Source organism: Hyalangium ruber (assembly GCF_034259325.1).
GTDB lineage: Bacteria > Myxococcota > Myxococcia > Myxococcales > Myxococcaceae > Hyalangium_A > Hyalangium_A rubrum.
In genome coordinates, this window is record NZ_JAXIVS010000011.1 from 121,953 (window position 1) to 143,550 (window position 21,598).

Genomic DNA, 21,598 nt, shown 5'->3' on the forward strand with positions numbered 1-21,598 from the left:
AGGTTGGCGCCGCCCTGTGTTGGGTATCCGGTGGCCGCGTCATTGCAAATGTTTGACACGGAAAGATAGGTGAGGCTGAGAGTGGGGCTTACGCACACACAGGAGGCGGGTTCCCGCGGGCGACTGCTCCTGGTGGACGACGAGGAGAACATCCTCAAGTCCATCCGGCGCGTGTTGCGTCGCGGAGAATGGGAAATCGAGACCGCCACGGACGCCGAGGAAGGGCTGCGGCGGTTGGAGCTGTTCGCGCCCCAGGTGGTCATTTCTGACTTCCGCATGCCGGGGATGAACGGGGTGGACTTCCTCACGCGCGTGAAAGAGCAGGTACCGCGCGCCCAGCGCATCATGCTCACCGGTCAGGCGGACCAGACGGCCATCGAAGAGGCCATCAACCGCTCGGAGATCTTCCGCTTCATCTCCAAGCCGTGGAACGACAGCCACCTGGTGCTCACCGTCAAGAGCGCCTTCGAGCAGTACGCGCTCGTGGAGGACAACGAGCGGCTGATGCGGGTGACGCAGGAGCAGAACGCGGAGCTCAAGCAGCTCAACACCGAGCTGGAGGCGCGCGTCGAGTCGCGCACGCTGATGCTCAGCCAGGCCAAGCGCGACTGGGAGCAGACGTTCGACTGCATCGAGTCGCCGCTGGCCGTCATGCAGTCGGACTATTCGGTGCGCCGGGCGAACATGGCGTACCTGAAGGTGGCCTCGCAGGGAGAGGGGGCCAACGCCTCGGCGGCCACGTGCTACCAGTACCTCTTCGGGCGGGACACGCCGTGCCAGGGCTGCCCGCTGCCGGTGGCGCTGGAGACGGGCAAGAGCGCGCGGGCGGAGATTCAGCAGGCGGGGCGCAGCTACGTGGTGGCCGCCTTCCCCATGCCGGGGGATGGGCGCGTGGTGTGCTCGTACCGCGACGTCACCGAGGAGCACGCGCTCACCAAGCGGCTCATCGAGACGGAGAAGATGGCGGCGGTGGGCCAGCTGGCGGGCGGCGTGGCGCACGAGATCAACAACCCGCTGGGCGGCATCCTCGCCTTCGCGCAGTTGATGAAGCGCGATGAGGGCCGCAACGCGGACGACAAGGAGTCGCTGGATCTCATCGAGGAGAGCGCGTTGCGCTGCAAGCGCATCGTCGAGAGCCTGCTGAAGTTCAGCCGTCACAGTCGTGTCGAGGACCGCCGGCCGTTCGACTTGTCCAAGTGCGTGGAAGACGCGACGGTGCTCTTCAAGGCGCAGCTCAAGGCCAACCCCAAGGTGAAGCTGGAGCTGAACCTGGCCAGTGATTTGCCCAAGCTGTTCGGCGATCCGGCGCAGCTGTCCCAGGTGTTGCTCAACCTCCTGCAGAACGGGCTCCAGGCGCTGCCCCATGCGGAAGGTGAGCTCAAGGTGGACACGGGGCGCGAGGGGGACCGCTGCTTCTTCACGGTCTCCGATACGGGCACGGGCATCGAGGAGCGCTACCTGCCGCGCATCTTCGAGCCGTCCTTCACCACCAAGGCCCCCGGCGAGGGGACAGGGCTCGGCCTGTCCATCGCCTACCGCATCGTCCAGGACCACGGGGGCGTCTTCCAGGTCGACACTCAGCTCGGCCAGGGCTCCCGCTTCACCGTCTTTCTTCCCATACCCCTGCAGCTCGAGAGGTTGCCGTGACCCAGCCCAAACGCGCCAAGATCCTCGTGGTGGACGATGACACCGTCGTTCTGAAGGCCGTCACTTCGATTCTGCAGCGCGAGGGCTACCCCGTCGTCGCGGTGGACGACGCCGTCGAGGGGTTGGCGGCCGCGAAGGACCCCTCCATCGACGTGGCGGTGCTGGACATCAACATGCCCCACCTGTCCGGCATGGATCTGCTCAAGGCCATCAAGGCCGAGCGGCCGGACGTCGAGGTCATCATGATGACGGCCTACGCCACGGTGGAGACCGCGGTGGAGGCGGTGAAGGCCGGCGCGTACGACTACCTGACCAAGCCGTTCGAGAACATCGACGACTTGAGCCTGACGGTGGGCAAGGCGGCCGAGCGCAAGGCGCTCAAGGACCGTACCCGCGCGCTGGAGGAGGCGCTCACCGCGCGCAGCCAGTTCGAGGACCTCATCGGCCAGTCCTCGCAGATGCGCGCCGTCTTCAAGCTGGTGGAGACGGTGAGCCACTCCACGGCCACGGTGCTCATCCAGGGTGAGAGCGGCACCGGTAAGGAGCTGGTGGCCCGCGCCATCCACTACCGCAGCGCGCGCAAGGACAAGCCCTTCGTCGCCATCAACTGCTCGGCGCTCACCGAGACGCTGCTGGAGAGCGAGCTGTTCGGCCACATGAAGGGGGCCTTCACGGGGGCCACCGGCAACAAGAAGGGTCTGTTCGAGGCGGCCGACGGCGGCACCATCTTCCTGGACGAGATCGGCGATGTGCCGCCCGCCACCCAGGTACGCCTGCTGCGCGTGTTGCAGGAGGGTGAAGTCAAGCGCGTGGGCGCCAACGAGCCAGTGAAGGTGGACGTGCGGGTGATTGCCGCCACGCACGTGGACCTGACGCGCGCCAAGGAGCAGGGCAAGTTCCGCGAGGACCTCTTCTACCGCCTCAACGTCATCACCATCGACCTGCCGCCGCTGCGCGACAGGCCGGAGGACGTGCCGCTCTTGGCCCACCACTTCCTGAAGATGTACGCGGCGAAGCTGGCCAAGAAGGTGACGGGCTTCACCCCGCGCGCCATGGAGGCGCTCACCGTGAACCGGTGGACGGGCAACGTGCGCGAGCTGGAGAACGTGATTGAGCGCGCGGTGGTGCTCACCTCCAACGAGGTGCTGGACGTGGAGGACCTGCCGCCGGGCTTCCAGGAGTCGCCGCAGGCGGGCTCTCCGGTGGAGGTGTTCAGCCTGGCGCACCTGCCCTACGCGCAGGCCAAGCGCCTGGCGATGCGGGCCTTCGAGCGGCGCTACCTCACCGCGCTGCTGGAGCGGAACAACAACAACGTCTCCAGCGCCGCGCGCGCCGCGGGCGTGGACCGCTCCAACTTCCGCCGCCTGCTCAAGCAGTACGAGGTGGCAGGCCGCACCATGAAGACGCGCAAGGGCGAGGGCAACTCGCCATTAGAAGTGGCCTAGCCGTTCAGCCTTCCTCGCCGGGCTCGCGGCCTCGTGCCGCGAGCTGGCGCTGGAACTCCTCGTAGCGCTCGGCCAGCTCTCGCTCACGCCCGTTCGTGGTGGGCTTGTAGAAGCGGCGAGCCTTGAGCGCCTCGGGCAGGTAGTCCTCCGGCACGTAGTTGCCCTCGAAGTTGTGGGGGTACTTGTAGCCGCCCCCGTAGCCCATGGACTTCATCAGCTTGGTGGGCGCGTTGCGCAGGTTCATGGGCACCGGCAGCGCGCCCTCCTGTGTCACCGCCGCCCGCGCCTCGCCATAGGAGGTGAGCACGGCGTTCGACTTGGGCGCCAGCGCCAGGTACGTCACCGCCTGGGTGAGCGGCAGCACGCCCTCCGGCATCCCCACCAGCTGGAAGGCGTGCAGCGCGTCCACCGCCCCCCCCAGCGCCTGCGGGTCCGCGTTGCCGATGTCCTCCGAGGCGAAGATGACCATGCGCCGGAAGACGAAGACGGGGTCCTCTCCGGCCTCCAGCATGCGCGTCATCCAGTAGAGCGCCGCGTCCACGTCCGAGCCGCGCATGGATTTGATGAAGGCGCTGACGACGTTGTAGTGCTCCTCGCCGCCCTTGTCGTAGAGCAGCATCTTCTGCTGCAGCGCCTCCTCGGCGGCCTTCTTGTCCACGCGCGTGCCCCCGTAGGCGGCCGCGGCCTCCAGGGCGGTGAGGGCCTTGCGCGCGTCGCCTCCCGCGGCCTGGGCGATGAACTCCAGCGCCTCGTCCTCCACCTGCACCTTGCCACCCAGGCCCTTGGGGGACTCCAGGGCGCGGCGCATCACGGAGATGAGCTCCTCCTCCTCCAGCCCGCGCAGGGTGACGACGCGGCAGCGGGACAGGAGCGCCGCGTTCACCTCGAAGGAGGGGTTCTCCGTGGTGGCGCCAATCAGCGTCACCGTGCCCTTCTCCACGTGGGGCAGGAGCGCGTCCTGCTGCCCCTTGTTGAAGCGGTGGATCTCATCGATGAAGAGCAGGGTGCGCTGGCGGTTCATCTTCCAGCGGTCCTGGGCCCGCGCCACCGTCTCGCGGATGTCCTTCACGCCGGACAGCACGGCCGACAGCGACTCGAAGGCGGCCCCGGCGGACTGGGCAATCACCCGCGCCAGCGTCGTCTTGCCCGTGCCGGGTGGCCCCCAGAGCAGGAGCGAGGGCACCTGATCCTGCTCGATGGCCCGGCGCAGGAAGCGGCCCTCGCCCGTGAGGTGCTCCTGCCCGACGAACTCGGCCAGGGTGGTGGGGCGCATGCGCTCGGCCAGGGGGGCCTGGGACTCCTGCTCCTTCTGGCTGGCGTGGTCGAAGAGGTCCATATGGGGAGAACCTATCGCTCCCATTCTTTTCCTCCAGCACGCCTTGCCCGGCTGGACTAGAACCTTCCGCCAGCGTGCAGACCCTGGCCATCGTCGCGAAGAGGGACAAGCAGGAAGCCGTGGCGCTGGCGGTGAAGATCCGCGAGCGCTACCCGCACCTCACCGTGCTCGGCGAGCGTTATCTGGCGCACGCCGTGGGCTGGCCGAGGGTGGAGGACCGGGAACTGTCCCAGCGGGCCGACCTCGTGGTGGTGCTCGGCGGCGATGGCACCCTCATCCACACGGCGCGGCTGCTGGGCGGGCGCGGGGTGCCCATCCTCGGGGTGAACCTGGGCAGCCTGGGCTTCATGACCGAGGTGCCGGTGGACGAGATGTTCGGTCTGCTGGACGAGGTGCTCGCCGGCCACTTCAAGGTGGACTCGCGCATGAAGCTCACCTGCCGGCTGCTGCGCAACGGGCAGGTCATCGTGGAGGATGAGATCCTCAACGACGTGGTCATCAACAAGGGCGCGCTGGCGCGCATCGCCGACCATGAGACGTCCATCGATGGGGTGCCCATCACCACCTACAAGGCCGATGGCATCATCCTGGCGACGCCCACCGGGTCGACGGCCTACTCGCTGTCGGCGGGCGGGCCCATCGTCCACCCCTCGGTGGACTGCACCATCCTGTCGCCCATCTGCTCGCATGCGCTCACCCAGCGCTCCATCGTGGTGCCGGCCGATCGCGTCATCCGCGTCACCCTGCGCCGCGAGACGGCGGATACCTATCTCACCCTGGATGGGCAGACGGGCCATGGGCTGCAGGGCGGCGACTGCATCGAGGTGGTGCGCTCGCCCAACCGGGTGAACCTGGTGCGCAACCCCCGCGTGGCCTACTTCACCATCCTTCGGCAGAAGCTCCACTGGGGCGAGCGCTGAGTCGTCTCCATGTTCCTGCTCCTCTCGAAGATCCTCGACATGTTCCTCGCGCCCCTCACGTGGGCCATGCTGTTCATCGTCGTGGGGCTCGTCCTGCGGCGGCGGGCGCGTCTGGCGGTGGGGCTCCAGGTGTTCGGGTTGCTGGTGCTCTACGTCTTCTCCATCGAGCCGGTGGCCGCGGGCCTCATGCGCAGCGTCGAGGCTGGGGTGACGCCGACGTATCGGCCCGATGTGGTCTACGACGCGGTCATCGTGCTGGGAGGTGGGCTGGATCCGGACGCCACCGAGACGTCGGGGCGGGCCGAGTACAACGGCGCGGGGGATCGCATCCTTCGGGGCTATGAGCTGCTGCGGGAGGGCAAGGCGCGCAACGTCCTCATCTCGGGCGGCTCGCTGGATCCTCGCCCCGAGGCAATCATCGAGGCGGACGTGCTGTCGCGGCAGCTCCAGCTGTGGGGTATCGAGCCCTCGCGCATCTTCGTCGAGGACAAGAGCCGCAACACGCGGGAGAACGCGGTGGGGTCCGAGAAGATCATCCGCGAGCAGGGTTGGAAGACGCTGCTGCTGGTGACGAGCGCGGCGCACATGCCGCGGGCCTATGGCTGCTTCGCGGCGGTTGGCGTTCGTCCGGATACTTTCGTAGCGGACGTGCGCGCGCCGCTCGGAAAGCGTCCTCCGAGCTGGTTGCCGCGCTCGTACCACCTGAGCGCGAGTTCGGATGCCCTGCGGGAGTTGGCGGGCCGGCTGGTGTACCGGCTGCGCGGGTGGACGGTGTCCTAACGGAAGTAGGGAGGTTCACATGGAGCTGCGAGACCAGACTGTCCTCGTCACGGGAGCCAACGGATTCGTGGGGACGTATGTCGTCCAGCGTCTCCGCGAGGAAGGAATGCGGGTGCGTGCGCTGGTTCGGCGTCCCGAGGCTCGGGCGGAGCTGGAGCAGCAGGGCGTGGAGACGTTCCTGGGCGAGCTGACGGACGCCCGCGCCGTGGAGGCCGCCGTGCGTGGTGCCCGGTACGTGGTGCATTGCGCGGCGACAGGGACGACGGAGCTCGCCGAGGCCCGGCGGGTGAACGTGGAGGCCACGGCCATTGTCACCGAGGCCGCGCTTGCCGCCCGGTGTGAGCGCTTCGTGCATATCTCCACCATCGCCGTCTACCCGTTCCGGAATCGGGCGGATGTGGTGGAGGAGGACACGCCCCTGGCAACCGAGGGCGATGCCTACGCTCTCACCAAGGTCGAAGCGGAGCGGGTGGTGAACGCGGTTGCCGCTCGGGGCCTTCGGACGGTCATCTTCCGCCCCGCGGTCATCCTCGGGGTACACCCCACGTCCACCTGGGGCACGCGGATTCCGGCGCTCATCGCGGCCGGGCAGTTCCCCCATGTGGACGGCGGGCGGACCTTGTTGGGCTTCCTTCACATCAGCAGCCTGGTGGAGTCCGTGGTCCGCGCCCTGCGTACCCATGAGGCCGTGGGGCAGACGTTCAACATCATCGATGGCCACACGGAGTGGCACCGGTACACCGGGTTCTTCAGCAAGGGAGCGCTGCCCTCGCTCCCGCCGGAACAGGCTCCCGACTTCCTGAGCTTCCGGGGGAGCTTCTCGATCGAGAAGGCCCGGCGGGTGTTGGGCTTCGTTCCCCGGGACCTCTTCGACTCGAGCATGGACGAGATCGTCCGCTCGCCCCAGTAGGCCACGTCTACATCGTGGGCGCCGCCGGCACGCACTGCTTGTCCGTGGCCTTGATGTTCGAGGCTCGCAGGATGCGGCCATCGCCCTGGCGCATGGGGGAGGGTTTTCCGGTGCGCAGGGCGTCGCTGAGCACGTCCCGGGGCGTGCGGCCCTCCGCGAGGGCAGGGGTGGCGGGTACGCCACGGAACATCTCGTAGCCGTCCTTGCCGCTCGCGAGGAAGCTCAAGGTGGCCACGCTGTAGCGGGCCGTGGGCGACAGGGGCTTGTCGCCCACCAGGACGCAGAGCACCCGCTGGCCCCGAGGCCGGCTCGCGTCGAAGGCGAAGCGCAGGCCGGAGACCTGGAGGAACCGCCCCGGCTCCGAGTCCTCGGCGCTCTTGCTCACGCCGTTCTCCAGCGCGGCGAGCAGCGTCTCGCCCGTGACTTCCAGCCGCACCAGCTTGTCCGCGTACGGGAAGATGGAGAGCATCTCGCGCCGGGTCAGCTGTCCGGCGAGAAAGACGGTGTCGCCACGAATGGCGCCGCCGTTGACCAGGGCCACGTCCGTGCTCGCCGCCTCGCGCAGCACATCGGCGATGAGCGAGCCCAGGTTGGTCTCCTGGCTGCGCACGACCTTCTTGCGCGCTTCCAGCGGAACGGCGGTGCGCCCCACGGGCTGCGCCAGCTCCGCCACCAGCGCGTCATAGCGCCGCATCGCCTCGGCGAAGGCCGGGTCCTCCGGCACGGCGCTCGTGACCGGCAGCACCTTCCAGTCGAGCTTCTTCACCGCGCCGCTGCGCAGATCCACGTCCAGCGTGACCTGGCCCAGCTCCACGGCATCCGCCGCCACCTTGAAGATGGGGACGCCCGTGGAGCGGTCCTCGATGCGCTCGTGCTCGTGGCCGCCGATGATGAGGTCCACGGGCGCGCACTTCGCCAGCTCCCGGTCCTGCCCCACCTCCAGGTGGGTAAGCGCGATGATGACCGTCGCCCCCTGTGCGCGCAGGCGGGAGACGACAGGCCGGGCCGTGGAGCAGATGTCCCGGATGTTCGTGTCCTGCGAGACGCTGGAGGTCACCTCCGTCTCTGGCAGCAGCAGGCCGAACAGGCCCACCTTCACGCCGCCGATCTCCCGCAGCACATAGGGCTGGAGCCCCTCGAAGGGGCGGCCCGTGTGGTTGTCGAAGATGTTCGCGGCGAGCCAGGGGAAGCGGGAGGCGTGGATGCTCTCGCGCAGCACCGCGTCTCCGAAGTCGAAGTCATGGTTGCCCGGCACGGCGTAGTCCACGCCCAGAGCGTTCCAGGCGTCGATCATCTGCCGGCCCCGGAGCGGCTTGCCGTCCACCTCGGTGATGGACTCCACGGAGGGCGCCAGGGTGTCGCCCGCGAAGAGCGTCAGCGTGTGCGGAGACTCGGCGTGTACCTGCTTGCGCAGCGTGGAGACGCGCGCCAGTCCGCCGAGGCGGCCTCCATCCATCGGGCTGAACTGGTACACGTCGTTGAGGTGCAGCACGGTGATGCGGACCGTGTCCGAGGGCGCCACGGTCTGCGCGTTCTGGGCGCAGCCCGCCACGAGGAGCAGGGCGGGGATCCACGACGGGCAGCGGGAGCGAGGGCGTCGCACGGCGTTCAAGGATGTCACCTCCGGGGCGCGGACCTTACCCTCCCCAGGGCCCGCGGCTACATCCACTTGAAGTAGCGTACCGCGAGCCCGAAGGGAATGACGCCCCACACACCGAGCACCAGGAGCTGGGGCCAGAGGCTGGGCAGGGCCGCGCCGTCCGTCATGATGGCGCGCAGCCCATCATTGAGCGCGGTGAGGGGCAGGGCCTGGATGACGGGCTGCATCCAGCCGGGGAAGTTGGCCGAGGAGAAGAACACCCCCGAGAGCACCATCATCGGCATGGTGACCAGGTTCATCAGTCCGTTGGCCGTCTCCGAGCTGCCCGCCCGGCTGGCGATGAGCAGGGAGAGCCCTCCAAAGGACAGGGAGCCGTAGAGGCCCAGGGCGACGAAGGCCAGGGTGCTGCCGAACATCTGCACGTCGAACAGCAGCTGTGCGAAGGCGACGAAGAAGAGGATCTCCACCACGGCGAGCACACAGCGGCTGAGGGCGAAGGACAGCAGGAAGTGGCTGCGCTTCATGGGCGTGGCGGCCAGGCGCTTGAGGAGCTTTCCGGTGCGCATCTGCACCACGGCCCAGCCCAGGCCCCACACCCCCGAGGACATCAGCCCCATGCCGAGGAGCCCGGGGATGAGGAAGTCGATGTAGCGCGAGCCCGGCGTCGTCACGGGCCGGTCCTGCACCACCAGCCGGTCCACGCGGCCGTTCAGCCGCTCGAGCGCGTCCACCGTCAGCATGCGGGCCGTGCGCCCTTCCTCCCGGGTCGGGTCCACGAGCAGCTCGGGCTGGGCCCCGGGGATGAGCACGAGGGACACCTTGCCTCGCCGCAGCGCGTCGCGGCCCTGGGCCTCGGACATGCGCGAGGCCACCAGCCCGTTCGTCGCGTCCAGCGAGGCGGAGAGCCGGTCCGCGTCGGCGCCATCCACCACCGCGATCGGGAGCTCGGGCAGCTCGCGGTCGCGGAAGGCGAGCCCGAGCGCCAGCGAGGTGAGCAGCGGGAAGGCGAAGGTCCAGAAGAGCGCGGCGGGCTCGCGCCACATCGCCCGCATCCGGAAGATGAAGAGTTCCCAGAGGGGATGGTTGGCTTTCATGACGCGTTGTCCTCGCGAAGGCTGCGGCCCGTGAGGGCGAGGAACACGTCGTCCAACGTGGCCTGGCGGGTGGAGAGGTAGCGCAGCTGCGTGCCGCGAGACGAGACGGCCGAGAGCAGCCCAGGCAGGGCCCGGTGGAGCTCCTTCACCGTGAGGGTGTGGCCCTCGCCGCGGGGGTGGTGGGACACGTACGTGGGAATGTCCGCGAACGCCTCGACGGGGAAGGCCGAGGTGGTGGCGAACTCGATGACCTGGTCTCCGCCGATGGAGGCGATGAGCTCGGCGGGCGTGCCCTGGCCCACGATGCGACCGTGGTCCATGATGATGACCTGGTCGCAGAGCACCTGCGCCTCCTCCATATAATGTGTGGTGAGGACCACGGTGCGGCCCTTGCCCTTGAGCCCCTCGATGACGTCCCAGAGGGCGCGCCGAGACTGCGGATCCAGGCCCGTGGTGGGCTCGTCGAGGAAGAGCAGCTCCGGATCCGACACCAGCGCCACCGCCAGCGCCAGCCGCTGCCGCTGGCCGCCGGAGAGCTTCACTGAGTGCGCCCCGCGCTTCTCCTCCAGCCGCACCAGCGCGATGGCCTCCTCTACCTCCAGCCCCTGCTTGTAGAAGGAGCGGAAGAGGCGCACCGTCTCCTCGACCGTCAGCCGCTCGTAGAAGCGCGTCTCCTGGAGCGCGAGGCCGATGCGCTCGCGGAGCGCCGCTTCATCCTTCTCCCAGCTCCGCCCCAGCAGCCGCACCTCTCCGGCGGTGGGCTTCTGCAGCCCTTCGAGGATCTCGACCGTCGTTGTCTTTCCCGCGCCGTTGGGGCCGAGCAGCCCCACGCACTGGCCCGAGCGCACCTCGAAGTCGATGCCGGCGACGGCCACCGTGTCGTCGAAGCGTTTGACGAGGCCCCGTACCTGGATGGCGAGCGCGGGCGGAGCGGGAGCAGGACTGGGCGAGGGTTCCAAGGGGCGCGTTCTCCCGTGTCGCCCGACCTGGTCGGTGGGGCGGGCGCCCCCTCATACCGTGTAGCGGCGCCCTTGTGCGAGCGGCTCGATGACGCTCGCGGCGGTGTCGAAGTCGTCCGGGTAGTGGATGAGCCGCATCCGGGCGCGCAGCTCGGCGGGCAGCGCCGCGAGCTTCGCGTAGGGCGTGTGGACGCCGTAGTTCGTCTCATGCACCACGAGGTCCGCCTCGGCCAGCCACGCGATGAGTCCCTCGTCGAAGGCCGTGTCCGCGCTGTAGCCCAGGCACCGTCCGCCCGCGCGGATGCGCAGCGCCGTGGTCGGCAGGTGGTGGTACGTGCGGCGGCACTCGATGGAGAAGGGCCCGAAGCTCACGGCCGTCTCGGTGGAGAGCGGGGTGTGGGCGTAGTAGTCCTCGAAGTGCTTGGGTCGGGGGGACTCGCCGTGCTTCTCGATGAGGCACTCCATGCCGGCGGCCAGGTGCCCCTCCCAGAGGCGATGGGCCACCTCTGGGTGGCAGAGCAGCGCCAGCTTCCGCTTCAGCAGGAAGAAGGAGAAGTAGCCCAGGCCCTCCAGCCCGGAGCTGTGGTCGGCGTGCAGATGGGTGAGGGCGACACCGGCCACCCGGTCCGCGTCGAGCGGGATTCCGGAGGACTGGGAGGCCTCGCGCATCATCTTGCGGATGGGGTGCGGGCAGTCGATCAGCAGCACCTGACCTTCCGCCTCCACGGCGAGGCACGAGGAGTAGTACAGCGCGGAGAAGGCATCTCCGACTCCGAGGGTGAGGAACGACAGGCTCATACGGGGCTCCGGGGCTCGAGGAGGCGCTGGCGCAGCTTGGCAGCGACGGCGGCCGGGCAGAAGGCCGAGATGTCCTCCCCTCGCGAGAGGCGATCCTTCAGGGCGCTGCTGCTGACCTCCGCGAGGTGTGCCTCGGCGGGGAGGAAGAGGGTGGAGATGTCCGGAGCCAGGGCGCGGTTGGTCTGCGCCAGCTCCGTCTCGAACTGGGCGTCGGTGGCCCCGCGCACCCCACGCAGCAGGACACTGGCGCCGATGGCCCGCGCGTATTCGACGACGATGCCCTCCGTGCTGGCCACGGTGACGTTGGGGTGGAGCGCCACCACCTCCCGGAGCAACTCCACGCGCTCGGCCGCGGTGAGCAGGGTGCGCTTCTTCGGGTTGACGGCGACGACGACCACCACGTGGCCGAAGAGGCGCGCGGCTTGTCGGATGACGGAGAGGTGCCCGGCGGTGACCGGGTCGAAGCTGCCGGCGTAGACGGCGATGGTCATGATGACGCCTCCGGAGTGGCTCGGAGCGAATGCGCCCGAGTCGGGTGGAAGGTGAAGAGCACGTAGGCGGTACCCACGGCGCTCAGCGCGGCGGCCAGGAGGAAGTGCCCGGAGTACCCGATGGCCTCGGCGGAGAACCCGCTGACGGCGGCCGACAGGCCCGTGGCGATGACGACGACCGAGGCCTGCACGGTGTAGTCGGCGCCTGCGTGCTCGGGGCGACACTCCTCCATCATCACCGTGAAGAGCGCAGCGGTGGCCATGCCGCTGGCCAGGTGCTCCACGCCACAGACGAGCGCGAGCACCGGCAGCGAGGCGCCCTTCGTGGCCAGCGCGTAGAGCAGCACGGCCCCGGTCTGGAGCGCCCCGAAGAGGATCAGCGCGCGCCGCCGCCCGAGTCGGTTCACCAGCGCGCCGCCCACCAGCGCGCCCGCGAGCCCCGCAGTGAAGCCGACGCCGCCGAGCATCCAGCCAATGTCCGTGAGGCTGAGCTTCGCGTCGGCGAGGAAGGTGCGCAGCATGCCCGTGGCGAGCGCCTCTCCGGCCTTGTAGAGCAGCAGCAGCACCAGCCACCCTCCCGCGCCTGGGCGCTGGAGCCACCACCTCAACCCCAGGCTCTGCGGTGCCGGAGGTGCGGAAGGGGGCTCGCGGTAGAGCAGGACGGGCACGGTGGCCACGAGCAGCATGGCCCCAAGGCTCAGCAGGGTCGGGCGCCAGCCCGTGGCATCGAACACCACGAGCATCAGCCCGCCGCCAAGGATCATCCCCACCCGGTAGGCCGCTACCTGGATGCCGTTGCCCAGGCCCATCTCCCGTGAGGTGAGCAGGTTCACGGCGAGCCCATCGGTGGCCACATCCTGGGTGGCCGCCAGCAGGTTCACGAGCAGCACGGCGGCGAGGAGTCCCTGGGTGCTCACGCCCTCGACAGGGACCGCGAGCAGCAGAAGGACACCTGCCGACAGCACCTGCAGCGGGAGGATGTACCCGCGCCGCCGGCCCAGGCGCTCCGAGCCGTACCGGTCCATATAAGGAGACCAGAGGAACTTGAGCGCCCAGGGCAGCGCGAGCAGGTGCGTCAGCCCGATGTCGGGCAGCGACATGCCCTGTTTGCGCAGCAGCACCGGCAGCGCCTGGGTGAAGAAGCCGAAGGGGAGCCCCTGCGAGAGGTAGAGGCTCGACAGCAGGCCGAGCTTCGTCGCGGTCTTCATGCCTCCTCCGAGGGCTGGGCCCCGTCGAGCAGCCCCGCCGCCATGCGCTTCACCGTGCTCGCCGCCGAGCCCGGCGGCACCAGCCCCGGCACCGACGCGGAGAGCACGAAGTAGCCCTGGATGGCCGCGAAGAGCCCGGCGGCCACCGCCCGCGCCTTGCGCTTGCCCGTCACCGCGCCGACCAGCTCCTCCAACTGCTCGAGGTCCGACCGCACCGCCCGCTCATAGAGGGTGCGCACCTCGGGCTGCTGGATGGCCTCCGCGCTGATGGTGACCCAGCTCGCCACCGCGGCGGGATCCGCATCCGCTCCGGTGGCCAGGAAGGCATCCAGGAACGCCTCCACCCGGGCCCGAGCGTCGTCTCCCTTCACCCGCGCGAGCCGCGCCGCCACCCGCTCGCGCACGAGCGCGGAGAGCTGCTCCACCAGCGTCAGGAGGATCTCCTGCTTGTCCTTGAAGTGGTAATGCACCAGCCCGGGGCTCAGGCCCGCGGCCTTGGCGATCTCCGTCACCGAGGCGCGCTCGTAGCCCCGCTCGGCCATGACCCGCAGCAGCCCGGCGACGATCTGCTGGCGGCGCTCCTCGGTGTTGGATGGACGGCCCATCGGCTGGCCTCGTTTATTGGTTGTTCGACCAATTTATTAGCCAGCCGAGGCCGAGATGTCAATGTCGAGCGAGCGGGGGCCTACAAGGTGATGAGGCTGCGCACCCGGTCGGCGCCCAGGCGCTTCGCGCCGTCCAGGAAGCCGAGCACCATGAGGAAACTGAAGCCCACCAGCTCTCCTCCCAGCTGCGTGGCGAGCTTCGCGGTGGCCTCGGCGGTGCCGCCCGTGGCCAGCACGTCGTCCACGATGAGCACCCGCTCACCCTTCAGCACGGCGTCCTGGTGCATCTCCAGCCCGTCGGCGCCGTACTCCAGCGAGTAGCGCTCGATGACGGTGCGGTGGGGCAGCTTGCCGGGCTTGCGCGCGGGGACGAAGCCCGCGTTGAGCGCCAGCGCCACGGGCGCGCCGAGGATGAAGCCGCGCGCCTCCACGCCCACCACCTTGGTGATGTGCTGGCCCCGGAAGGGCGCCGACATCGCGTTGATGACCCGGCCGAAGAGGATGGGGTCCGCGAGCATCGGGGTGATGTCCTTGAAGACGATGCCGGGGCGGGGAAAGTCCGGCACGTCGCGCAGCCGGGCCAGGACTTCATCAGCGAGGTGGATGTCGGCGTTCATGGGAAGAGCTCCGGGTTGACGCAGTGGGGCGGGCGGCGCCCGTCCAGCGCGGCGAGCAGGTTGTCCACGGCCATGGAGGCCATGCGGCCGCGGGTGGCATGGCTCGCGCTGGCGATATGCGGGGCGAGCAGGACATTGGGAAGCTTCAGCAGCGGGCTGTCCATGGGCAGGGGCTCGGGCTCGGTGACGTCGAGCGCCGCGCCGCCCAGGCGTCCACCGGCGAGCGCTTCGGCGAGCGCGGCCTGATCCACCACGGTCCCCCGAGCGGTGTTGACGAGCATCGCGCCCGGCTTCATCGCGGCCAGCTCCGCGCGCCCCATCCAGTGCCGCGTCTCCGGCGTCAGCGGCACGTGGAGCGAGACGAAGTCCGACTCGGCGAGCAGCGTGGCCTTGTCCACCCGCCGCAGCCCCAGCACCGCCTCCAGCTCCGGCTTCGGGTGGCGGTTGACGTACAGCACCCGCATCCCGAATCCCCGCGCCCGCCGGGCCATCGCGGCGCCAATCGCGCCCAGGCCGACGATTCCGAGCGTGGCCCCATGGATGTCCGCGCCCAGCAGCAGGGTAGGGGACCACGTCCGCCACTGGCCGGCCCGCACATACCCATCGGCCTCCGCCACCCTCCGCGCCAGGCCCATGAGCAGGGCGAAGGCGAAGTCCGCCGTCGTCTCCGTGAGGACCCCTGGCGTGTTGCCCACGGCGATCCGGCGGGCAGTGCATGCCGCTACATCGATGTTGTCGTACCCCACCGCCACGTTGCTGACCGCCCGCAGTGAGGGAGAAGCCTCCAGCAGGGGCGCGTCTACCCGGTCGGTGAGCAGGGTAATGAGCCCTTCCACTCCGCGTGCGAGTTCCAGCAGGGCCTCTCGGGGCGGGGGAAGCTCCTCCTCCCACACCCGGAGTTCCACGTGCTTGCTCAGTCGGCCGAGGGCCTCTCCAGGGAGCTGGCGGGTGACGAAGACGCGTGGTCGGACGTGGGGAGCCATGGTGGGCGTTGATGATCTCACAGCCGCGAGCAGTCCAGGGGCAGTGTCTGCTCCGATCTGAACGGGAGGCCGTAATCCCTTCGACGCGGCGAGCCATCTCTGTGGTATGCGAGGCAGTTCCCTTCGCCTGGGCATTCGCGACTCGTGCAATCTCCCGTCGACACCCGAGAATCTCTTCCCCCGCAGGACGGCTTGTGGCTGCGCGCCCTCAAGGCCGAAGTGCAGCCGACTACCTTCAAGAAGGGCCGCGAGTACGCGGAGAGCCGCCGCGTCTTCGGACTCCAGCGTGAAGGCGACCGCATCCGCGCCCAGGTGGCCGGCTCCACCGGAGAGCGCTACGAGGTCATCCTCGAGCCCAAGGACGGCAAGCTCACCTCCACGTGCTCCTGCCCGTCCTGGAATACCTACGGGCCGCACTGCAAGCACGTGGTCGCCGCGGCGCTCATCTACGCCACGCGCTTCCGTCCCCCTCCGCCGCCCGAGCCCAAGCGGCCGGTAGCGCCGCCCGAGCCCAAGCCCGAAGAGGCCCTCGCGGACGCCGTGGACGACGAGGTCCCCGTTCCGGAACTGCCGCCCTCGGCCGACCCGGTGAGCCTGCCGGCGCTGGCCAAGGTGGAGAGCTGGCTGGGCCTGTCCGCCCAGGCGGACTACGAGTTCTTCTATCGGCTGACGCCCTCCAGCACGGGCCCGAGCGGGCGCCACTGGGTGATGGACGTGCGCCGCAACGACGCCCAGATGAAGGGGCCCGTACACGTCAAGCGCCTGCTGCAGGCGGGCACGCGCATCGCTCCGGCCGACGAGCGCGTCTTCCTCATCCTCGCCAAGCACGAGCACCGCTACGACTCGCGCATCGTCCTCTCGGATGAGGACCTCGCGGACCTGTTGGATCTGCTGCGCCAGCGCCGCGTCATCTACCGGGGCACGGCGCTGATCTTCTCGGAGACGCCGTGTCGCCCGCAGATCCACCTCGAGTCTCGCGCGGACGGGGCCACCGCGCGCATCGAGCTGCTCTTCCCGGATGGGTCGAGCTTCCCGCTCAAGGATGTCATCCTCCTGGGAGGCAAGCGCACCTGGGTCATCCAGGCCCAGAACCTGTATGCGGTGGAGCCGGACTTCCCGCCGCGGCTGCTGCGCAAGTGGCTGTTGGAGCCGACGATGTCCTTCCCGGCGCCCCAGCTCGATCGGGTGCTGACGTTCTTCGCCGCGCACCTGCCGCGCTTCCGCATGGCGTTCAAGGCGGACAACATCGACGTGGACGAGTCGGTGGAGCCGCACTTCGTGCTCACCATGGAGGGCTCCCCCGAGCGCGTGAAGGTGCAGCTGGCCGCACGCTACGGGCAGACCACGGTGCCGGTGTCCCCGACCGCCAGCCACCTGGGCTACGCCAGCGGCGTGGGCAATGACAGCCGCAAGCTCTACCGGCGCCGCGAGGAGCTGGAGCGCGGCGCTGGCAAGCGCCTGACGGAGCTGGGCCTGCGCTTCGACGGTCAGGCCAATGCCTATGAGGCCAGCGGAGACTCCGCGCTCGAGTTCTGGGCGCGCGGGCTCGCCTCGTTGCCCCAGGAGTGGGAGCGCTTCGGCGTGCAGGCCCCCAAGGTGCGCCTGCGTCCCAAGCTCAAGCCGCGCGTGCGCGTGGGGATGAGCGGGGTGAGCTGGTTCGATCTCGACGCCGAGTTCGTCACCGATGATCAGGCGGTGGATCTGGGCGCGGTGCGCATGTGGCTGGAGTCGGGCCGGCGCTTCGTGCCCCTCAAGGACGGCAGCTTCGCGGAGGCGGACCCCGCCGAGATCAAGCGCGTGGCAGACATCCTGGAGGAGGCGGGCGCGATGCCGGGCCGCACGCGCACCCGGCTGCCGCTGCACCAGGGCGTGGCGCTGGACTTGCTCGCGGACCTGGGCGAGTTCACCGAGGTGGAGGCCAAGGCGCGGCAGGCGATGATGGAGCTGCGCGACACCGCCGGCGTGCCCAAGATCTCCATGCCCGAGGGGCTCCAGGCCACGCTGCGCCACTACCAGGAAGGGGGCCTGTCCTGGCTCTGGTTCCTGCACCGGCACGGCCTGTCCGGCATCCTCGCGGACGACATGGGTCTGGGAAAGACGATCCAGTCCCTGAGCCTGCTGCAGAAGGTGGCGAACGAAGAGGGCCGCAAGCCCTCGCTCGTGGTGGCCCCCACCAGCGTGCTCGCCAACTGGGAGCGCGAGGCCGAGCGCTTCACCCCGGGCCTCAAGGTCATGGTGTGGCACGGCCAGGACCGCAAGGAGCGCGCCGAGGACCTGAAGGACATGGACCTGGTGCTGACGTCCTACGCCCTGGTTCGGCGCGACCTGGATCAGCTCTCCCAGGTGGGCTTCCGCTACGTCATCCTCGACGAGGCGCAGAACATCAAGAACGCCGACAGCGCCACCGCGCAGGCGTGCAAGTCACTGCCCAGCGACACGCGCCTGGCGCTCACAGGTACCCCGCTGGAGAACCGCCTGAGCGAGCTGTGGAGCCTCTTCGACTTCCTCATGCCGGGCTTCCTGGGCAGCGCCGAGGGCTTCAGCGACCGCTACGAGCAGCCCATCCAGGTGGCCAACGACATCTCCGTGCGAGACCGGCTGCGCCGCCGCATCCAGCCCTTCATCTTGCGTCGCCTGAAGACAGAGGTGGCCAGCGACCTGCCGCCCAAGACGGAGAGCGTCGCCTGGTGCGAGATGGAGCCCGGCCAGGCCGCGCTCTACCGCGAGGTGCTGGACGAGAGCCGCCGCAAGGTCAGCGAGAGCATCGAGAAGGTGGGCTTCAAGCGCAGCCGCGTGTCGATCCTCGCCGCGCTGATGCGCCTGCGGCAGGTGTGCTGTGATCCGCGCCTGCTCAAGCTGCCGCCCAACACGCTGTTGCCGCCCAGCGCCAAGGTGGAGCGCTTCGGCCAGCTCGTGGACGACCTGGTGGCCGAGGGGCACCGCGCCCTCGTCTTCAGCCAGTTCACCGAGATGCTGGAGCTGCTCAAGGCCGAGGCCGACAAGCGGGGCCTGCAGTACCTCTATCTGGACGGCCGCACCAAGGACCGCATGGCCAAGGTGGATGACTTCAACCGCCCGGACGGTCCTCCGCTGTTCTTCATCAGCCTCAAGGCGGGCGGCACCGGCCTCAACCTCACCGCGGCCGACTACGTCATCCACTTCGACCCGTGGTGGAACCCGGCCGTGGAGGACCAGGCCACGGACCGTACCCACCGCATCGGCCAGACCCGGGCCGTCATCAGCTACAAGCTGATTACCCGCGGCACTGTCGAGGAGAAGATCCTCAGCCTCCAGAAGCGCAAGAAGGACCTCGCCGCCGGAGTGCTCGGCACGGAGGGGGACTTCGGTAAGTCCCTGACAGAACAGGACATTCAGGACCTGTTCAACGAGGGCTGAGCCCGCCGCGTCGCCTCCTCTCCCACCCGTCCGGCAGGCGTGGCCTGCACGGAACGCCTGTGCAGTGCCCGCAATACCTGCTAGGGTGTTCAGTGTCGTAGCCAGAAGCGGACATCGGAGGGCGTGTGCTGCTGGGACTTCGGATCTCGAACGTCGCGGTGATTGAAGAGGTGGAGGTTGCATTCGGGGCGGGGCTGACCGTGCTCACGGGAGAGACCGGAGCCGGAAAGTCCATCCTCGTGGACGCACTGGGGCTGCTGTTGGGCAGCCGGGCGGATGCGGATGTCATCCGGGCGGGTTGTGACGAGGCCGCCGTGGAGGGCGTGTTCGCGTGCAGTCCGGCGCTGGCCGCGCGCCTGGAAGAGCTGGGGCTGCCGGCGCTGGGCGAGGAGGTGCTGGTGCGCCGGGTGCTGGGGCGCAACGGGCGTGGCAAGGCGTACGTGAACGGCTCGCTGGTGACGGTGGGGGTGCTCTCCCGGCTCACGCGAGGGCTGGTGGACATCGCCGGCCAGCACGAGCACGTGAGCCTCTTCGACTCGAGCCTCCACCGCACGCTGCTGGACCGCTATGGCGAGCTGGGCGAGGCCCTGGCCACGTACGGTCAGCACTACGCCCGCGTCCGCGAGGTGGAGGAGCGGATGGAGTCGCTGGGCGGCGACGAGGCCCGGGTGCGCGAGCGCGCCGAGTTCCTGCGCTTCCAACTGGAAGAGATCAACCGCCTGGCTCCGGAGCCGGGCGAGGACGTGAAGCTGGACGTGGAGCGGCGCCGGCTGGGCAGCGCGGAGAAGCTCAAGCGCCAGGCGTCCGAGGCCGAGTTGCTCATCGCCGGGGACGAGAGCTCCGTTCTGGAGACGGTGGGGCGGGCCCTGGGACTGCTCAACGACGCGGCGCGGTGTGACGCGACGCTGGCGCCCATCGTCCAGTCGCTGGGCTCGGCGGTGGCGGAGATCGAGGAGTCGCAGCGGCGGCTCAACCGCTACACGGAAGGGCTCGAGTCGGACCCCTCGCGGCTGGCGGAGGTGGAGGAGCGCCTGGACGCCATCAAGCGGCTGTGCCGCAAGCACGGCACCGCCCTGGACGGCGTGCTCAAGAAGCGTGGGGAGCTGGAGGTCGAGCTGTCCACGCTGGAGAACCGCAAGGAGATCCTCGAGGGGCTCGCCAAGGAGCGGCAGGTGGCCCAGGCCCGGGCGAGAGAGAGTGCTACAGGCCTGTCGCGCGCCCGCGCTGCCTGTGCGGGGGAGTTCTCGCTCCAGGTGCGGGAGGGGCTGGCGGGGCTGGCCCTGGGCAAGGCCGCCTTCGAGGTGCGCGTCACCCCGGGGGAGACGCTGCGGCCCGAGGGCATCGACGAGGTGGAGTTCTTCTTCAGCGCCAACCCTGGCGAGCCTCCGCGCCCGCTGGCCAAGGTGGCCTCCGGCGGCGAGGCGAGCCGGCTGCTGCTGGCGCTCAAGCGAGCGCTCGCCGATAGCGACGGGTGCGGCTGTTACGTACTGGACGAGGCGGATTCGGGTGTGAGCGGGGCCATCGCGGACGTGGTGGGCCGGATGATCAAGGAGGTCAGTGGCCACCGGCAGGTGCTCTGCATCACCCACCTTCCCCAGGTGGCCGCCTATGCGGACGCTCACCTGCTCATCCGCAAGGGGCTCAAGGGGGAGCGTACCGTCTCCGAGGTGGTTCCCCTGGCCGCGGGGGCCGAGCGGACGCAGGAGCTTGCCCGCATGCTCTCGGGGGTGGAGGTGACGCGCGAGGCCCTGGGGGCGGCGGAGGCCCTGGTGCGGTCGGCGAACCGGGCGCTGGGGTCCACGCCCCGTCCCAGGCGGGTGTCGACGCCTGGCGGTGGGGCACGGGGGCGGCTTCGACGGAGCGCCTGATTCGGGTCGGAAGATCCGCGTCCTTGCCCCGCTCCAAGTCGTCACATAGCATCCGGCACCGTGTCCAAAACCGCAGGACAGAGCGCTGCACCTCGACTGAAGGTCGTCTCGGCTGGTCAGACCGACGTCGGTCGTAAGCGCAACCACAACGAGGACAGCTTCCTCATTGACGATGAGCTGCAGCTCTACGTCGTGGCGGACGGCATGGGAGGCCACGCCGGTGGTGGTACGGCCTCCCGCATTGCCGTGGAGACCATCGACAAGGAGATGCGCCGCGCTCGCGAGAGCCGGGACAACCCGTTCATCTCCACCTCCAACCTTCAGGACTCCCTGATTCCTGAGGCGCTGCGCAACGCGGTGGAGAAGGCCTGCCTGGCCATCTACACCGCCGCCCAGGAAGACCCACGCCTCTCCGGCATGGGCACCACCGTCATCTCCCTGGTGGTGAAGGATGACCAGGCCTTCTTCGCCCACGTGGGTGACAGCCGCGCCTACCTCGTGCGCGGCGAGCTCATCCAGCAGATCAGCGAGGACCACTCGCTGGTCAACGAGCAGATCAAGGCGGGGATGATCACCCCCGAGGAAGCCAAGCACTCGCGCTACAAGAACATCATCACCCGCTCGGTGGGCTTCGAAGAGGAAGTCCAGGTGGACGTGATGGGAGTGCTCACCGAGCCCAACGATGTCTTCATGCTGTGCTCGGACGGCCTGGCCAACATGCTCGAGGATCGGGAGATCCACGAGCTGGTCCTCAATACGCCCGATGTCGCGGACATGCCGAAGAAGCTCATCGACATGGCCAATGACCGGGGCGGTGACGACAACATCACCGTCATCCTTGTGAAAGTTCAGGCGTGACGGATCTTCCGACCCCTGCGGAACCCGGTGTAGGGGTCGGCGGTCTGTTCACCTTGACACTCAAGAAACGCAGATGCTAGCTG

At 69.2% G+C, this 21,598-nt stretch carries 18 protein-coding genes; 8 read left to right on the plus strand and 10 right to left on the minus strand.

Features of this window, described 5'->3' with window-relative positions; genetic code table 11:
- Positions 1–81 precede the first annotated feature (81 nt).
- On the plus strand, positions 82–1,647 hold the full coding sequence (locus tag SYV04_RS28735; protein ID WP_321549138.1) for an ATP-binding protein: 1,566 nt from the start codon (positions 82–84) through the stop codon (positions 1,645–1,647).
- Positions 1,644–3,092 carry a sigma-54-dependent transcriptional regulator gene (locus tag SYV04_RS28740; RefSeq protein ID WP_321549139.1) on the plus strand — a complete coding sequence of 483 codons (1,449 nt, stop codon included), beginning with the start codon at positions 1,644–1,646 and terminating at the stop codon, positions 3,090–3,092. The genes SYV04_RS28735 and SYV04_RS28740 overlap by 4 nt, the downstream gene beginning before the upstream one ends.
- Before the next feature lie 4 nt (positions 3,093–3,096).
- On the opposite strand, the gene SYV04_RS28745 is transcribed toward SYV04_RS28740, so the two are convergent.
- Positions 3,097–4,428, minus strand: a complete 1,332-nt coding sequence (locus SYV04_RS28745) for a replication-associated recombination protein A (RefSeq protein ID WP_321549140.1) — start codon at positions 4,426–4,428, stop codon at positions 3,097–3,099.
- A 74-nt stretch (positions 4,429–4,502) separates the two neighbouring features.
- On the opposite strand from SYV04_RS28745, the gene SYV04_RS28750 reads away from it, so the two are divergent.
- Genes SYV04_RS28750 through SYV04_RS28760 form a run of 3 tightly spaced genes read left to right on the plus strand, consistent with a single transcriptional unit; the run spans position 4,503 to position 7,038 of the window.
- Positions 4,503–5,348 carry an NAD(+)/NADH kinase gene (locus SYV04_RS28750; RefSeq protein ID WP_321549141.1) on the plus strand — a complete coding sequence of 282 codons (846 nt, stop codon included), beginning with the start codon at positions 4,503–4,505 and terminating at the stop codon, positions 5,346–5,348.
- Between the two features lie 9 nt (positions 5,349–5,357).
- Positions 5,358–6,128 carry a YdcF family protein gene (locus SYV04_RS28755; RefSeq protein ID WP_321549142.1) on the plus strand — a complete coding sequence of 257 codons (771 nt, stop codon included), beginning with the start codon at positions 5,358–5,360 and terminating at the stop codon, positions 6,126–6,128.
- Between the two features lie 19 nt (positions 6,129–6,147).
- Positions 6,148–7,038, plus strand: coding sequence for an NAD-dependent epimerase/dehydratase family protein (locus tag SYV04_RS28760; protein WP_321549143.1), 891 nt, complete (start codon positions 6,148–6,150; stop codon positions 7,036–7,038).
- A gap of 7 nt (positions 7,039–7,045) precedes the next feature.
- Here SYV04_RS28760 and SYV04_RS28765 read toward each other — a convergent pair whose 3' ends face one another.
- The 9 genes from SYV04_RS28765 to SYV04_RS28805 all read right to left on the minus strand — a co-directional run bounded on the left by SYV04_RS28765 (position 7,046) and on the right by SYV04_RS28805 (position 15,393).
- Entirely contained in the window at positions 7,046–8,641 is a 1,596-nt protein-coding gene (locus SYV04_RS28765; RefSeq protein ID WP_321549339.1) for a bifunctional metallophosphatase/5'-nucleotidase, read from the minus strand.
- A gap of 56 nt (positions 8,642–8,697) precedes the next feature.
- The gene (locus SYV04_RS28770; RefSeq protein WP_321549144.1) at positions 8,698–9,732 is read right to left on the minus strand and encodes an ABC transporter permease; all 1,035 of its coding nucleotides are present in this window, start codon (positions 9,730–9,732) and stop codon (positions 8,698–8,700) included.
- Positions 9,729–10,691, minus strand: coding sequence for an ABC transporter ATP-binding protein (locus SYV04_RS28775; RefSeq protein WP_321549145.1), 963 nt, complete (start codon positions 10,689–10,691; stop codon positions 9,729–9,731). The genes SYV04_RS28770 and SYV04_RS28775 overlap by 4 nt, the downstream gene beginning before the upstream one ends.
- A gap of 51 nt (positions 10,692–10,742) precedes the next feature.
- Entirely contained in the window at positions 10,743–11,489 is a 747-nt protein-coding gene (locus SYV04_RS28780) for an MBL fold metallo-hydrolase (protein WP_321549146.1), read from the minus strand.
- Complete coding sequence (gene coaD, locus SYV04_RS28785; RefSeq protein WP_321549147.1) at positions 11,486–11,980, minus strand: pantetheine-phosphate adenylyltransferase; 495 nt, start codon at positions 11,978–11,980, stop codon at positions 11,486–11,488. The genes SYV04_RS28780 and coaD overlap by 4 nt, the downstream gene beginning before the upstream one ends.
- Positions 11,977–13,188, minus strand: a complete 1,212-nt coding sequence (locus tag SYV04_RS28790) for an MFS transporter (protein ID WP_321549148.1) — start codon at positions 13,186–13,188, stop codon at positions 11,977–11,979. Before SYV04_RS28790 ends, coaD begins: the two co-directional genes overlap by 4 nt.
- Positions 13,185–13,793: a TetR family transcriptional regulator gene (locus SYV04_RS28795; RefSeq protein ID WP_321549149.1), complete on the minus strand. Its 609-nt coding sequence runs from the start codon at positions 13,791–13,793 to the stop codon at positions 13,185–13,187. Before SYV04_RS28795 ends, SYV04_RS28790 begins: the two co-directional genes overlap by 4 nt.
- 80 nt (positions 13,794–13,873) lie before the next feature.
- Positions 13,874–14,410: an adenine phosphoribosyltransferase gene (locus SYV04_RS28800; RefSeq protein WP_321549150.1), complete on the minus strand. Its 537-nt coding sequence runs from the start codon at positions 14,408–14,410 to the stop codon at positions 13,874–13,876.
- Positions 14,407–15,393 (minus strand): 2-hydroxyacid dehydrogenase, encoded by a 987-nt coding sequence (locus SYV04_RS28805; RefSeq protein ID WP_321549151.1) that lies wholly within the window; start codon positions 15,391–15,393, stop codon positions 14,407–14,409. The genes SYV04_RS28800 and SYV04_RS28805 overlap by 4 nt, the downstream gene beginning before the upstream one ends.
- Before the next feature lie 144 nt (positions 15,394–15,537).
- Here SYV04_RS28805 and SYV04_RS28810 point away from each other — a divergent pair, with 144 nt between their 5' ends.
- The 3 genes from SYV04_RS28810 to SYV04_RS28820 all read left to right on the plus strand — a co-directional run bounded on the left by SYV04_RS28810 (position 15,538) and on the right by SYV04_RS28820 (position 21,515).
- Positions 15,538–18,789 (plus strand): DEAD/DEAH box helicase, encoded by a 3,252-nt coding sequence (locus SYV04_RS28810; protein ID WP_321549152.1) that lies wholly within the window; start codon positions 15,538–15,540, stop codon positions 18,787–18,789.
- Between the two features lie 125 nt (positions 18,790–18,914).
- Positions 18,915–20,657: a DNA repair protein RecN gene (gene recN / locus SYV04_RS28815; protein WP_321549153.1), complete on the plus strand. Its 1,743-nt coding sequence runs from the start codon at positions 18,915–18,917 to the stop codon at positions 20,655–20,657.
- Between the two features lie 60 nt (positions 20,658–20,717).
- Positions 20,718–21,515 (plus strand): Stp1/IreP family PP2C-type Ser/Thr phosphatase, encoded by a 798-nt coding sequence (locus SYV04_RS28820; RefSeq protein WP_321549154.1) that lies wholly within the window; start codon positions 20,718–20,720, stop codon positions 21,513–21,515.
- The last annotated feature ends 83 nt before the right edge of the window (positions 21,516–21,598 follow it).